Consider the following 13,197-nt stretch of genomic DNA (forward strand, 5'->3'; position numbering starts at 1 on the left):
CACGATCAGTGGCCCGCTGAGGGCGTCTCGCCGGCTTGCGCGCGCGGCGTCTTGAGCAAAAGCGCGAGCGGCAGGCATGCGAGCAGCGCGATCGCCAAAATATAAAAAGTCTCGGAGTAGGTCATGACAACAGCCTGCTGGCCGATCTGCACCGACAACTGCCCGAGTGCCTGCATCTTCGCGTGCGCCATGTCGCCGCCCTGCGCGAAGAAGCTGGCGGCGCTCGATGCCATGCGCTCTTGCGCGATCACCGAATTGGCCGTCACGGATTCGCGGATCGCGGCGGTATGGAAGTCGTTGCGCCGGTCGATCACCGTGCCGATGATCGCCAGTCCCACCGAGCCGCCGAGATTGCGCGCCATGTTGTAGAGGCCCGCGGCATCGCCGGATTCCTCGCGCGAGACGGCGGCCATCGACGCCTGATTGAGCGGCATCATCGCGAGCATCTGTCCGAAGCCGCGCAGGATCTGCGACCAGAAGAAGTCATGGCCGACGCTCTGCGCAGTCAGGGAGATGTCCAGCAGGCAGCTTCCCGCGAAGAACAGCAGGCCCATGATGACGAGCACGCGAAAGTCCACCTTGCCCAGCAGGCGCGGCAATACCGGCATGATGAGGAAGGCCGGCACGCCCGAGACCAGCATGATCGCGCCCGACTGCAGCGCGTTATAGCCCGCAACGATGCTGAGAAACTGCGGCAGCAGGAACGACACGCAATAGAGCCCCGCGCCGACCGCGAACACGATCAGGATGACGCTCGCATAGCGCGGATTGCGCAGCAGCGAGAGCCGCACGATGGGCTTCTTCGCGATGAACTGCGAGATCGCGATCAGCAACATGCCGAAGAGGGTCACGCACGTGAGCGTGACGATCTCGCTCGACTCGAACCATTGATTGCGCTGGCCTTCCTCGAGCACGACCGTGAGCGAGCTCAGGCCGATGGCCAGTCCCGCAATGCCGATCCAGTCGGCCTTCAGGAAGGCTTCCCAGTGCGACTTCTCGGCCGGCAGTCCGGTGACCAGCAGCGCAACCAGCGCGATGCCCACCGGCACGTTCACGAAGAAGCACCATGACCACGAGATGTTTTCCGCGAGCCAGCCGCCGAGCACGGGGCCGAGCAAGGGCCCGAGCAGCACGATCAGACCGAAGATCGTCATGCCGACCGGCATCTGTTCGCGCGGCAGCCGCGTGCGAATGATGGTCTGCGCGGTCGGGATCATCGCGCCGCCGGTGAAGCCCTGGCCGATGCGGCCCGCGACCATCATCGGCAACGAATGGGAGAAGCCGCACATCACCGAGAACAGCGTGAACAGCACCGCATTGCCGAGCAGGAAGTTGCGCAGGCCGAACACGCGCGTGAGCCACGCAGCCAGCGGGATCATCACGATTTCGGACATCAGGTAGCCGGTCGAGATCCAGGTGCCTTCGGTGCCGGTCGCGCCGATCTCACCCTGGATCTGCGGCAACGCCGAGTTGGTGATCGAGATGTCGAGCGTGGCCATCAGCGCGCCGAGTGCGCCGGCCGTCACCGCAATCCAGTCGGTGGCGCTCGCGCGTGCGTGCGACTCACTCATGACGATTCTCGTCGGCGATGCGCTTGCTGTCGTCGGTGGCGGACTTCGTGTCGATGTCGACCGTCACCGACAGGCCCGGCAGCAGCACCTTGCGCGTCTCCGGACCGGTATCGACACGAATGCGCACCGGCACGCGCTGCACGATCTTCGTGAAGTTGCCGGTGGCGTTCTCGGGCGGCAGCAGCGCGAATTGCGCACCCGTGCCGGGCGCGAAGCTCTCGACGACGCCATGCAGGTCCGTGCCTTTCAGCGCGTCGACGTGCAGCGTCGCCGGCTGCCCGATGCGCATGCGGCCGACCTGCGTTTCCTTGAAGTTTGCTTCGAGATACACCGACTCGACCGGCACCACCGTCATCAGCCGCGTGCCGGGCTGCACATACTGGCCGACGCGCACCGTGCGATCGCCGACACGGCCCGCCACCGGGCTGAACAGCGTGGTGTCGTTGAGGTCGAGCTTCGTCTGATCCATTTGCGCCTGCGCCGCTTCCAGCTGCGCGCGCGCCTGGGCGATCTGCGCTTCAGTCGCGCCGATCTGCGTCGCCGCCGCGCGCGCCGCCGCGAGATTCGCGGTCAGCGTGGCGCGCGCCTGATCGCGTGTGGACACGAGGCTCGTGAGACGCTCGGCGCTCTCGGCGCCGGTCGCCACCAGCGGGCGATAGCGGTTCACGTCGTCTTCCGCGTGCGCGAGGCTGACGCGCGCCACTTCGGCCTGCGCCTTCGCCTGATCCGCGTTGGCATGCTGCTGCGTGAGTTCGGCCTGGGCGCGCTGGATGTCGGCGGCGCGGGCATCGAGCGTGGCCTGCGCCTGATCCAGCGAGGCCTGGTACTGGCGCGTGTCGAGCTTCGCGAGCGGCGCGCCCGCAGCGACGGTCTGGTTGTCGCCGACCAGCACTTCCGTGATGTAGCCGCTCACCTTCGGCGCGATGGTCACGCTGTCGGCCTTGAGATAGGCGTCGTCGGTGGTTTCGATGAAGCGGCCCACCGTCCACCAGCGCGCACCCCACGCGATGCCCGCCACGACCGCAACGATGCCGACCGCGATCAGCAGGCGCTTGCGTGACGATTTGCCTTGGGCCGCGTCAGCGGGCTGGTCGCCGTGCGTGGGCGCTGTGACAGACATGTTTTCTCCGGGAGCTTTCGCGCTGCCGCCTGGGTGCGGTAGCCTTCGATGACGAGCAGAACGGCGAGCGCGCCTGCGGCAAGATGCCGGTTGCATTGCACTCGCCAAACTAGACGATGGCGTCTAGTATGCATGAATCTAGACGCCAGCGTCTAGTTCGTAAAATTGTGGAACGAAACAAGGAACATGAATGAAGAAGCCCCGGTCCGGCAATGAAAGCGAACTGCAAGATCCGGAACGGACCAGCGCGGCCCGTTCGCCGTTGCAGGCGCGCGGGCGTGCGCGCATCGAGGCGGTGCTCGATGCCACGGCGGAACTGATCGTCGAGAAAGGGCTCACGGGCGTGACGATGCATGGCGTGGCGCGTCAGGCGCAGACGCCGATCGGCTCGATGTATCACTTTTTTCCGGACCGCGACAGCTTGTTGAAAGCGTTGTGGGATCGTCACATTGCCGCGTTCGGCGAACTCGAGGACGAGCTCGCGCAGACCGATACGGAGACGTGGAAGGCGTTGTCGCCGGCGGCGGTGATCGAGCGCATCATGAGTCCGCACATCCGCTACTTCGAGCAGCATCCGGATTGCCTGATCCTGATGTCGGTGATGCCGCACGACGACGAGAAGGGCAAGCGCAAGTCCGACATGCTGCGCCGCGTGCTCGATGCGCGCATGCCGCATGTGAAGCCCGCCGAGCGCGCGCTGTATGTGGAGATGATCCGCGCGCTGGCGGGCGGCGCGCTGGCGATCAAGCTGCGCCCCGCCATGGGCGACGTGCAGCTCGCGCAGCGTTATCTGCGCGAGGTGGAGCGGGCGTTGTCGGCGTATCTGGCGGCGGTGGAGGCGGCGGTATCGAAGTAATTAACGGCCCGCTTCGCGCCGCTCCTGTTCCTCGACGGTCAGGATGGCTTCCGGCATCGCATCGAGGCGCGCCTTTGGAATGGGCACGCCGCTTTCATCGGACAGGCCATACGTGCCCTCGGCGATTTTTTGCAACGCGCGCTGGATGTCGCCGATGCGCTGATCGTTCACGTCGCGCAATGCCTGATTCGCGACGTCCTGTTCCATGCGCTGCGCTTCGTCTTCGAATTCCCGTGCCTCGGAACCATGCTCGAGTTGCTGGCGCCGCTCGCCGGCGATGCCGCCTTCCTCGGTGCCGAGCAAATCATGCTGCATGGCTTCGAGCCGTGCACGTTGCTGCGCGATGTAGTCGTCGGTCAAACCGCTCTGGTTGATGGCCATGGTCGTGCTCCTTTGAACGCTATTCGCCCGTGGCGATGGACACGGACGCCTCGCTCGTCAGCATCAGGAAGGTCAGCGTTTCGCGCAGGTAGAGCTGGACGGTGGTGTCGGTATGGCTCGTGTAGCCGATCGACAGGTCTTGTCCGAGATACAACTCATAGTCGCCGCCGCGCGTCGACAGCACGCAGCCGCCCTGCAACGCGGGAGCCCACACCAGGTCGCCGCTGACGATGCGCTTGATGTGCTGGATCACGGGATAGCCCTGATCGCTTGCTTCGGCCAGCGCCGTGTAGGCATCCGCGCCGAGCAGCACGGAATAGGGGCCGTCGACGCCCGCGAGCCGCAGCTTCTCCAGCGCCTGGCTGATGGCGACGGGATAGTCGGCGACGTTGGTGGGCAGCATCGTCGCATCGTTCGAACTGCCCTCGCGTATGCCGACGATGCCCGCCGCCTTGTAGCCGTCGAAGATCGCGCTGTCTTCCGCGCGCGCGAGATCGCTCGCGGCGGTCTTGGCGGGTTGCCAGTCGCCGTCGTTCGAGCCGCGTTCGACGCTGTCGATGGACTCGCGCTGCAACGTGAACGGCACGGTGAGTTCGACGACCCGGCGCACGTCATGCAGCTTCGCCGTCACGCCTTGCGCGGGTGCGGCGATCGCGCTCTGATGTCCGGTGCCGATGGCCGACAGCGCGCTGCCGCCGGCCTCCTTCACATCGACCACACGCCGCCCCGCGACGGAGCGCTTGAAGGTGCGGGCGACTTCCGCTTCGATCTGCGACCATGCGGCGCTTGCGATCGGCGCGAGCTCTCGATGCAGGTTATTCATGTTGTGACGTTCCTTTGAGTGAGCCTATGTTCAGGGAGCCTTCGCCACGCTTGCCCGGTTCGGGTTCCGCGTTGGAAGCTACGGATTCGGAGGGGCTGCGGTCGGGCAGTTCGTCGAGCAGGTCCGCGGAAGGCACGAAGAACAGGCCGCCGGTGATGGCGCGGCTGTAGTCGAGCAGGCGGTCGTAATTGCCCGGCGGCCGGCCCACGAACATGTTTTCGAGCATCTGTTCGATCGGCTTCGGCGCGCGCGCATAGCCGATGAAATAGGTGCCGAACTCCTTCGCGCCCGGACGTCCGAAGGCCATGTTGTGGCGCAGGATCTTCACCTCGCGGCCGTTTTCGTCGATCGTCGTGAGCGAACTGTGCGAGCACGAGGGCTTGATCGAATCGTCGAGCTCGACGTCGGAGAGCTTCTCGCGGCCGATGATCCGCTCCTGCTGCTCCACCGTCAGGCCATTCCACGCCGCGAGGTCATGCAGGTACTTCTGCACCATCACATAGCTGCCGCCGGCGAACGGCGCATCTTCATCCCCGACGATGGTGTACTCCATCGCGCTGCGGCCCTGCGGATTCTCGGTGCCGTCGACGAAACCCACCATGTCGCGCAGGTCGAAGTAGCGAAAGCCATGCACTTCATCGACCACCATGACCGCGTCGCCGAGCTTGGCGAGCAGTTGCGAGGCCAGTTCGAAACACAGGTCCATGTGGTCCGCGCGGATGTGCAGCAGGATGTCGCCCGGCGTGGCGATGGCGCGACGCTCGCCCGCGCCCATTTCAATGAACGGATGCAGTTGCGCGGGACGCGGCGCGCCGAACAGGAAGTCCCACGCGTCCGAGCCGAAGCCGCACACGCAGGACAGGTTCGCGGCCGGCGCGCGCATGCCGACCGCGCGGACCAGCGCCGCGATGTCGCCGCACCATGAGCGGACGACATCGGCCTTGTCTTCGCCGCGCGCCACGGTGGCGACGAGGAAGATCGCACTTCGGGAAATCGGATTGCAGACGGCTTGCGGTTCGGGTGTGGGCATCGGGGAAGATATTATTTACTTGATGGGGTTGATCGGAAAGCTCACTTCGTGTGTGCGAAGACATTGCCGGACAGGCGTTCGGCTTCCGCGCTGAACCAGGTCTGCGCGTGACGGCGCGTGGCGAGCCACGAGCGGTCATCAGGGTGCTGGAGATGCTGGCGAATCATGCGGCGGGCGCGCTCGATGCCGTCGCGCACCGCTTCGTCGGAGGTGCGCCATTCGGGCTGCACGGTTTCGGGCCATGTGAAGGACGACTGGCCGTCGTGACGGACGGTCAAATCGGCGACCCAGGCGCCGCGCTCGTTGCGCCGTGTCGTAATGGAGATTTCATGGCCGGCATACACGTCAAGGGCAGAGTCCATCTGTTCCTCCGATGCGGTTACGATCATACGATTCGGGCGGCGCTGGGTGCGTTCCGGGCTGCGCTGTTTTGGCCGGCCGCGAAACACGGATCGAGGGTACCTCAAGTCTGTGTGGTGCATATTGCAGACTGCAGGGTGGCGGGATCGGGCGCTTCATCCTATCGGTTTAGTTGAAGGTTTAGTTGAAGGCATGATTGCGGAAATGCACGCCGTCGTCGCGCGGCATTGCACATGATTGAACTTCGGGAGAATTTTTATGAAACGCCGGGGTGTGTTGATGACATTGCTCGCGCTGCCGCTATTCATGACGCGCGCCCAGGCTGCGGACGGACATCTGAGCGAAGAGCAACGGCTGGGCATTGTCTTCGTCGCCAATCAGGCCGAGATCGCGACGGCGCAACTGGCCTTGCAGAGATCGGGGTCGAAGAGCGTGCAGGTTTATGCGCGACGCATCATCACGGAGCATGGGCAGATGCAGCAGGAGATCGTCGCGCTGACCGGCAGCGCCGGCTCGCAGCCGCAACGCAGTGCGACGAGCAACGCGATGACGAAGCAGAGCCAGGCGGACCTCGCCCGGCTCGACGCGTCGAGCATGTACGACTTCGATGACCTCTATCTGGAGCGCGAGACCGGCTATCTGGGCCAACTCGTCAATACCGTCGACGACGGCATCCGCACGACAGGCAACGCCGATGTCAAGACGCTCCTCGCCCGCATGCGGCCTTCGTTCATTCTGCAACTCGATCAGGCACAGCGGCTGAAGATCCTGATCGGCAGCCGTGGACTGCGGCGATGACGTTCGACGCGCACGTCATGCTGTCTGCGTTTTTGCACAATTAAAAACCGAGACGCGTTCATGAAAAATTCGGAACGAATCGATCAACTGATTGCAGGCCTTGACGACTGGCGCGGCGAAATGCTGGCGAACGTGCGCAAGGCCATTCTCGCGGCGGATGGCGAGATCGTCGAGGAATGGAAGTACATGGGCAGTCCGGTGTGGTATCGCGACGGCATGATCGCCGTGGGCAATGCGCACAAGGACAAGGTCAAGCTGACCTTTGCGAACGGCGCGCATCTCGCGGATCCGGACCGCCTCTTCAACGCAGGTCTCGAAGGCAACCAGCGGCGCGCGATCGACTTTTTCGAAGGCAGCAAGGTCCAGGCGCGCGCGCTGCGGGATCTCGTGCGAGCGGCGATCGAATACAACCAGGGCAAGGCGAGGAAGAAGGGCAGCGCCTGAGGCTCGGGGTGCGCACGGGATGCGCTCGGGATGCGCTCGGGGGTGCGTTCGGGGTTGCCCTCAACGCACGCTCAGGGCAGCCGCGCCCAGGCGCCGATGAACGCCGGTGGCTGCACGACGCCTTCGAGCGCGACTACCTGATCGCGCAGGCGCTCGGCAAAGGTATCGATGTCCACCGCCTTCGCTTCCACGATGCCGAACCGTTCGGCAAGCGGCAACAAAGTTCTCAGCACCTCCGCGAGATAGCGGTAGGTGAACGCGTCCGGGCCGCCTTCGAAGCGTGCCGACAGCAGCATCTGCGGATCGGGCAGGCCTGCTTGGCGAAACGTCTTGAAGAGTTTCGCACCCATCTCGGTGTCCACGCCCGCGCGCCGGAAGGTTTCGATGATCCAGCGCGTGCCTTGCGCACACAGCGGCGCCTCGGGCAGCGAACGCGCGGTGCTCATGTCCATTTCATGAAACACGAACAGCGTGCCGCTGCCGGCTTGCGCGGCGAGCCGGCGCAAGGTCGCGGCCGGATCGGGCAAGTGCAGCAGGATCAGCCGTCCAATCACGGCATCCACCTCGCCGACGATATCCACGTCCGTCACGCTTCCGGCTTCGAAGCGCACGTGGTTCAGATGCGCGTGCTCCGCGCGCCGGCGCGCCTTGTCGATGATCTCCGGTGACCGATCGATGCCCAGCACACTGCCGTTCGTCCCGACGAGCGCCGCGGCAAGAAACGAGACATCGCCCGCGCCGCATCCCAGGTCCAGCACGCGCATGCCCGGAGCGAGGCCCGCGCGCCGCAGGACGTCCTCGGTGAGATCGCTGATGAAACGTGCCTGATGGTCGAGCCGCTCCATTTCGGGATCTGAGTGGCCGAGCACGTAGGCGGTGGAAGAAGAAGGCGTGGAGTTCATCGGCGGACCTCGACTGTGCGTATCCGATGCGGGCTGCCCGCGTATTCAGAGGCGCCCGATTTCATCTTAGTCACTATCCGGTCGCGTCCCGTTTCTTTCGATTTCCTTCCGGAAAAAGCTGAACGGAAGACTGAGAAAAAGCGGAAACGAATGTTTACAAAAAGGCAATGAAAGGCGACAATTCGGCCGAAATAATAACGATTCGCATTTGCGCGTGACGACAAGAGAATGAGTATGAAGAAAACTGAATGGAATGCCGTGGCCATGCGGCCGCTGAAACTCGCCGCCCTGCTGATGTTTGCCGTTGCACCGCTGGCCTACGCACAGTCCACCGATGGCACAGCCAACGACGCTTCCGCTCCCGCGCCTTCGGACGCCACCCTGCCGGCCGTCAAGGTGACTGCGGAGAATCCGGATCAGCCGTACGGGCCGACGAACGGCTATGTCGCGAAGGAATCGACGGCGCTCAAGACCGGCACGTCGCTGCTGGAAACGCCGCAGTCCGTGTCCATCGTGACGCGTCAGCAGATGGATCAGCAGAACGCGCAGACGCTGAATGCGGCGGTGCGCTACGTGTCCGGCGTGACGCCGGAGACGCGCGGTGGCATTGCGACGCGCTATGACTTGCTGAAAGTGCGCGGCTTCGACGCCGACAAATACTGGAACGGGCTGAAGATGCTCGACAACTCGTGGTACGCGACTCCGCAGGTGGATCCGTACTTGCTCGAGCGTATCGAGGTGTTGAAGGGACCGGTCTCGGTGCTGTACGGTCAGGCCGCGGCGGGCGGCCTGCTGGATCAGGAAAGCAAGATGCCGACGGTCGTTCCGTTGCACGAAGTGGGCGTCGAATTCGGCAACTACGCGCACAAGCAGGCCACGTTCGATTTCTCGGGACCGATCGGCGGCGATGAGCGTTATCTGTATCGCCTGACCGCCATCGCGCGTTCCGAAGACGGGCAGGTGCAGTCGACGGAGAACAAGCGCATTGCGATTGCGCCGTCGTTCACGTGGCGCCCGGATGCGAAGACGTCGCTTACGCTGTTCGGGTTCTATCAGCACGATCCGCGCGCCACGTCGTACGGCAGCGTGCCGCCGGAAGGCACGGTGCTCTACAACCCGAACGGCAAGCTGCCGAGCGACTTCTACGACGGCGACCATAACTTCGAGAGCTTCAACCGGGTTCAGGAGTCGATCGGCTACAAGTTCGAACGCAAGCTGACGAATACCTGGTCGTTCCGTTCGAACGCGCGCTTCATGCACGTCGCGCAGGACTACAAGAGCGTGTATGCGAGCCAGCTCGAAGACGATTTGCGCACGCTCGATCGCGGCACGGCGGCGTCGAAGGACAACCTGAACACCTTTGCGATCGACAATCAGGTGGAAGGCAACTTTTCGACCGGGCCGATCGATCACACTGTGCTGTTCGGCTTCGATTACCAGCACTATGCGAGCAATTTCGATGCGGGCTTCGGCGTCGCGCCGCCGCTCGACATGTACGCGCCGAACTACAACCAGACGATCACGCCGCCCGACCGCTATCACCAGGTGCTGAGCGGCACCCAGTACGGCGTGTATGCGCAGGATCAAGTGCGCTGGGGTCACGTGGTCCTGACGCTCGGCGGACGCGAGGACTGGGCAAGCAGCGACTCGAACAACACCACCTACGGCGTGCAATCGCATCAGTTCAACCGCGCCTTCACGGGCCGCGCCGGTCTGTCGTATGTGTTCGACAGCGGCATCGCGCCGTATGTCAGCTATACCGAATCGTTCACGCCGCAGGTCGGCACCGACATCAACGGCAATCAGTTCTCGCCGGAGAAGGGCCGTCAGTACGAGATCGGCGTGAAGTTCCAGCCGAAGGGCTACAACGCGTTCTTCTCGGCTGCGCTGTTCGACCTGACGCGCAAGAACCTGCTGACCGTCGATGCCAGCAACCCGAACTTCCAGTCCGCAGTGGGTGAAGCACGTTCGCTCGGCGTGGAACTCGAAGCGAAAGCCAGTCTCACGGATTCGCTGAACCTCACCGCAAGCTATACGTACCTCAACACCAAGTACACGAAGGACAACAGCGGGCTCGACGGCAAGTTCCTGCCTGCCGTGCCGCAGAACCAGGCTTCGCTGTGGGCGTACTACACGATCAATCGCGGACCGGTGGCGGGCTTGTCGATGGGTGCGGGCGGACGCTACACGGGCACGACCTACAGCAGCGACAACAGCTTCAAGGTATCGAGCTTCTTCCTCGTCGATGCCACGCTGCGCTATGACCTCGGCCGCGCTGCTACCCAGTTGAAGGGCGCGGAGCTCTATGTGAACGCGCAAAACCTGTTCAACAAGCGCTATGTCGCATCGTGCTATTACGGAACGTGGTGTGCCTTCGGTTATGGACGCCAGGTCTTCGCGGGCATGAACTATCACTGGTAAAGCCTGAACCGGAACGTCGTGAGCGCCGGCCCGGCGCTTATCGCAAACCAAGCTATCCGTAGCGGGATTTCTTGGTTCGCGTGAGAAGTGGCGGCTTGTACATTGATCGCTCTATCGACAGGAGCATCACAGTGAACGCAGTCGCCAACGCTGATGTATCGAGTGTGACGGTCAAGCCGTTATCGGCGCATATCGGGGCTGAAATCGCCGGCGTCGATCTGACGCGGCCTCTGACTGACCATCAGGTGAAGGCGTTGCGTGCCGCTTTGCTCGAATGGCGCGTCATCTTCTTCCGTGAGCAGTTCCTCACGCATGCCCAGCACGTGGCGTTCTCCGCGCAATTCGGCGAACTCACAGTGGGTCATCCGGTGTTCGGCCATGTTGAAGGCCACCCGGAAATCTATTCGATCTCCAAGTTTCGCAAGGCCACGCGCTTCGACGGCCCATCGCTCGTGCGGCCATGGACCGGCTGGCATACCGATGTCACGGCCGCCGTGAATCCGCCGTTCGCCTCCATTCTGCGCGGCGAAACCATTCCGCCCTATGGCGGCGACACGCAGTGGACCAACCTCGTCATAGCCTACGAGAAGCTGTCCGCGCCGTTGCGTGGGTTCATCGACGGACTGCGCGGCGTGCATCGCTTTGCGCCGCCGCAAGGGGCGAGCGGGACGGATGCATTCAGGAAGGCCGTCGACGATCACATCCTCGTCAGCGAACATCCGCTTGTGCGCGTACATCCCGAAACCGGTGAGCGCGCGTTGTATGTGAGCCCGGGCTTTCTCAAGCATGTCGTGGATCTCGCGCCGCGCGAGAGCCAGGCCTTGCTCGAACTGCTGTGGGAACACGTCACGCGTCCCGAGTTCACGGTGCGCTTCAAGTGGGAGCCGGGCAGCATCGCCTTCTGGGATAACCGCACGACCGCGCACCTCGCGCCGACCGATATCTTCGACCTCGACTTCGATCGCCAGCTATATCGCACGACGCTCGTCGGCGATGTGCCGATCGGTCCGGACGGGCGCGCATCGGTGGCGGTCCAAGGTTCACCGGTGGGCGCGGCAGCAGCGGTCGCATTGAATTGACCGACACGCATTTCGTCACTCGACTACCGAGCAACTAACTGTCTATTTTTCGGCGCCCACGAATTCGCTTCGCCAATTTATATAAAGCTGTCTTGCAAGCGTGGGCGACGCGATAGTTGCGAATGCAACTTTCATAAGCATTACAACGACGCGTGCATCAAGCGCGAGCCGCAGCAACCTGCCGCGCGATCTCGAGAAAATTGGCGGTCTTGGCCGGCGTGGCGTCGATGCGCGACGCCAGTGCAAGGCGAATGGAGATGTTGCTGTCGAGCGAATCGGTATAAGCCACGCCATCGACCTGGATCTGGCACACCGATGCCGGCACCAGCGACACCCCGAACTCCGCCGCGACGAGATTCACCACCGAGGACAATTGCGGCGCCTGTTGCCCGGCGATGGGTTCGAAGCCCGCTTCGCGGCATGCGCCGACGATGACATCGTGCAGCGTAGGGCTGGCTTCGCGCGGCAGCATCACGAAGGCGTCTTCAGCCAGCGCCGACAGCGGCACCTTGCGTTTCCTGGCGAGCCGGTGCGTGGCGGGCAGCACGATCCGCATCGGCTCGACGGCGATGTGATGGATCTGCACCCCGGCGGGCGACTGGCTGCCGAGCCGGACGAAGGCGACATCGACACGGCCGTCGTCCATATGCGAGAGCAACTGCGCCGTGTTGCCTTCGGTCAGCGTCAACGTGACGTTCGGATACGCCTGCCGATATGAGCGGATGAGCTTCGACACCACCGGATTGAACGCCGCCGATCCCGTGAAGCCGATGTTCAACTGCCCGATCTCTCCACGCCCCGCACTCTGCGCCTTCTCGACGGCGAGTCGCGCGTCGGTCATCAGACGCTTGGCGTCGGCGGCGAAGGCCTCGCCGGCTTCGGTCAGCACGACGCCGTGACCGGTACGCCGGAACAAACGCACGCCGATTTCGTCTTCCAGCGCATGAATCTGCTGACTGAGCGGCGGTTGCCCGATGCCGAGCCGCTCGGCCGCGCGCGTCACGTTGCGCTCTTCGGCGACGGCCAGAAAATAACGGATATGACGCAGTTCCATCCGATATCTATAAAAAGTATTTCAGAAAGACGAGATAGATATTGGACAGTATATCAATCCCGCGACAAAATACCGCCAGTCGCGCAGTGCGCGGGTTGGAACGTCTCCCCACGAATACATCGCCGGTCGCTCATCGAGCGCATCAGGCAGGACGAGTCGCGCCCGTGGTGAGCATCGGCTTCGCGCGATACGTCAAAACAGAATAGGGAAGGGGTCTACCGTGGCTGAAGCTGTAAAGAAACCCAGGCCGGAGTTCCGCAACATCGGGATCGGCCAACTCGCGAAGTATCGCTTGCCGCTGGCGGGGAAGGTCTCCATCCTGCATCGCGTGAGCGGCCTGCTGCTCTTCGTGTGTCTG

At 63.6% G+C, this 13,197-nt stretch carries 13 protein-coding genes and 1 pseudogene; 6 read left to right on the forward strand and 8 right to left on the reverse strand.

What is annotated here, in order from left to right; all coding sequences use genetic code 11:
* Positions 1-5: 5 nt before the first annotated feature.
* Both QCE64_RS14265 and QCE64_RS14270 read right to left on the reverse strand, forming a co-directional pair.
* Positions 6-1,571, reverse strand: a complete 1,566-nt coding sequence (locus QCE64_RS14265) for an MDR family MFS transporter (RefSeq protein ID WP_310004430.1) — start codon at positions 1,569-1,571, stop codon at positions 6-8.
* Complete coding sequence (locus QCE64_RS14270) at positions 1,564-2,691, reverse strand: HlyD family secretion protein (RefSeq protein WP_309920448.1); 1,128 nt, start codon at positions 2,689-2,691, stop codon at positions 1,564-1,566. The genes QCE64_RS14265 and QCE64_RS14270 overlap by 8 nt, the downstream gene beginning before the upstream one ends.
* Before the next feature lie 190 nt (positions 2,692-2,881).
* Here QCE64_RS14270 and QCE64_RS14275 point away from each other — a divergent pair, with 190 nt between their 5' ends.
* The gene (locus QCE64_RS14275) at positions 2,882-3,547 is read left to right on the forward strand and encodes a TetR/AcrR family transcriptional regulator (protein ID WP_309920451.1); all 666 of its coding nucleotides are present in this window, start codon (positions 2,882-2,884) and stop codon (positions 3,545-3,547) included.
* On the opposite strand, the gene QCE64_RS14280 is transcribed toward QCE64_RS14275, so the two are convergent.
* Genes QCE64_RS14280 through QCE64_RS14295 form a run of 4 tightly spaced genes read right to left on the reverse strand, consistent with a single transcriptional unit; the run spans position 3,548 to position 6,143 of the window.
* A complete protein-coding gene (locus QCE64_RS14280) occupies positions 3,548-3,928 on the reverse strand; it encodes a TraR/DksA family transcriptional regulator (RefSeq protein ID WP_309920454.1) in 381 nt (126 codons plus the stop codon).
* 19 nt (positions 3,929-3,947) lie between these two features.
* The gene (locus QCE64_RS14285; RefSeq protein ID WP_309920458.1) at positions 3,948-4,751 is read right to left on the reverse strand and encodes a family 1 encapsulin nanocompartment shell protein; all 804 of its coding nucleotides are present in this window, start codon (positions 4,749-4,751) and stop codon (positions 3,948-3,950) included.
* Positions 4,744-5,781 (reverse strand): Dyp-type peroxidase, encoded by a 1,038-nt coding sequence (locus tag QCE64_RS14290; RefSeq protein ID WP_310004432.1) that lies wholly within the window; start codon positions 5,779-5,781, stop codon positions 4,744-4,746. The genes QCE64_RS14285 and QCE64_RS14290 overlap by 8 nt, the downstream gene beginning before the upstream one ends.
* Positions 5,782-5,822: 41 nt before the next feature.
* Positions 5,823-6,143 carry a DUF6566 family protein gene (locus QCE64_RS14295; RefSeq protein WP_309920463.1) on the reverse strand — a complete coding sequence of 107 codons (321 nt, stop codon included), beginning with the start codon at positions 6,141-6,143 and terminating at the stop codon, positions 5,823-5,825.
* A gap of 256 nt (positions 6,144-6,399) precedes the next feature.
* Here QCE64_RS14295 and QCE64_RS14300 point away from each other — a divergent pair, with 256 nt between their 5' ends.
* A complete protein-coding gene (locus tag QCE64_RS14300; protein ID WP_310004434.1) occupies positions 6,400-6,939 on the forward strand; it encodes a DUF4142 domain-containing protein in 540 nt (179 codons plus the stop codon).
* Between the two features lie 60 nt (positions 6,940-6,999).
* Positions 7,000-7,383 (forward strand): DUF1801 domain-containing protein, encoded by a 384-nt coding sequence (locus QCE64_RS14305; protein WP_309931894.1) that lies wholly within the window; start codon positions 7,000-7,002, stop codon positions 7,381-7,383.
* A 71-nt stretch (positions 7,384-7,454) separates the two neighbouring features.
* Here the strand turns inward: QCE64_RS14305 and QCE64_RS14310 are convergent, their stop codons facing one another.
* Entirely contained in the window at positions 7,455-8,285 is an 831-nt protein-coding gene (locus QCE64_RS14310; protein ID WP_310004436.1) for a class I SAM-dependent methyltransferase, read from the reverse strand.
* Between the two features lie 234 nt (positions 8,286-8,519).
* On the opposite strand from QCE64_RS14310, the gene QCE64_RS14315 reads away from it, so the two are divergent.
* Positions 8,520-10,706 (forward strand): TonB-dependent siderophore receptor, encoded by a 2,187-nt coding sequence (locus QCE64_RS14315; RefSeq protein ID WP_310004438.1) that lies wholly within the window; start codon positions 8,520-8,522, stop codon positions 10,704-10,706.
* A 131-nt stretch (positions 10,707-10,837) separates the two neighbouring features.
* Positions 10,838-11,785, forward strand: coding sequence for a TauD/TfdA family dioxygenase (locus QCE64_RS14320; RefSeq protein ID WP_309931899.1), 948 nt, complete (start codon positions 10,838-10,840; stop codon positions 11,783-11,785).
* Between the two features lie 157 nt (positions 11,786-11,942).
* On the opposite strand, the gene QCE64_RS14325 is transcribed toward QCE64_RS14320, so the two are convergent.
* Positions 11,943-12,839: a LysR family transcriptional regulator gene (locus QCE64_RS14325; protein WP_309920482.1), complete on the reverse strand. Its 897-nt coding sequence runs from the start codon at positions 12,837-12,839 to the stop codon at positions 11,943-11,945.
* Between the two features lie 220 nt (positions 12,840-13,059).
* Between QCE64_RS14325 and QCE64_RS14330 the strand changes: the two are divergent.
* A pseudogene (locus QCE64_RS14330) lies at positions 13,060-13,197 on the forward strand (succinate dehydrogenase, cytochrome b556 subunit); the annotation flags it as partial.

The organism is Caballeronia sp. LZ043 (assembly GCF_031451075.1).
Classification (GTDB): Bacteria; Pseudomonadota; Gammaproteobacteria; order Burkholderiales; family Burkholderiaceae; genus Caballeronia.

Bases quoted from the DNA above. Each gene is read 5' to 3' on its own strand.
- QCE64_RS14265 (WP_310004430.1), bottom strand. From the start codon at position 1,571: ATGAGTGAGTCGCACGCACGCGCGAGCGCCACCGACTGGATTGCGGTG.
- QCE64_RS14270 (WP_309920448.1), bottom strand. From the start codon at position 2,691: ATGTCTGTCACAGCGCCCACGCACGGCGACCAGCCCGCTGACGCGGCC.
- QCE64_RS14275 (WP_309920451.1), top strand. From the start codon at position 2,882: ATGAAGAAGCCCCGGTCCGGCAATGAAAGCGAACTGCAAGATCCGGAA.
- QCE64_RS14280 (WP_309920454.1), bottom strand. From the start codon at position 3,928: ATGGCCATCAACCAGAGCGGTTTGACCGACGACTACATCGCGCAGCAA.
- QCE64_RS14285 (WP_309920458.1), bottom strand. From the start codon at position 4,751: ATGAATAACCTGCATCGAGAGCTCGCGCCGATCGCAAGCGCCGCATGG.
- QCE64_RS14290 (WP_310004432.1), bottom strand. From the start codon at position 5,781: ATGCCCACACCCGAACCGCAAGCCGTCTGCAATCCGATTTCCCGAAGT.
- QCE64_RS14295 (WP_309920463.1), bottom strand. From the start codon at position 6,143: ATGGACTCTGCCCTTGACGTGTATGCCGGCCATGAAATCTCCATTACG.
- QCE64_RS14300 (WP_310004434.1), top strand. From the start codon at position 6,400: ATGAAACGCCGGGGTGTGTTGATGACATTGCTCGCGCTGCCGCTATTC.
- QCE64_RS14305 (WP_309931894.1), top strand. From the start codon at position 7,000: ATGAAAAATTCGGAACGAATCGATCAACTGATTGCAGGCCTTGACGAC.
- QCE64_RS14310 (WP_310004436.1), bottom strand. From the start codon at position 8,285: ATGAACTCCACGCCTTCTTCTTCCACCGCCTACGTGCTCGGCCACTCA.
- QCE64_RS14315 (WP_310004438.1), top strand. From the start codon at position 8,520: ATGAAGAAAACTGAATGGAATGCCGTGGCCATGCGGCCGCTGAAACTC.
- QCE64_RS14325 (WP_309920482.1), bottom strand. From the start codon at position 12,839: ATGGAACTGCGTCATATCCGTTATTTTCTGGCCGTCGCCGAAGAGCGC.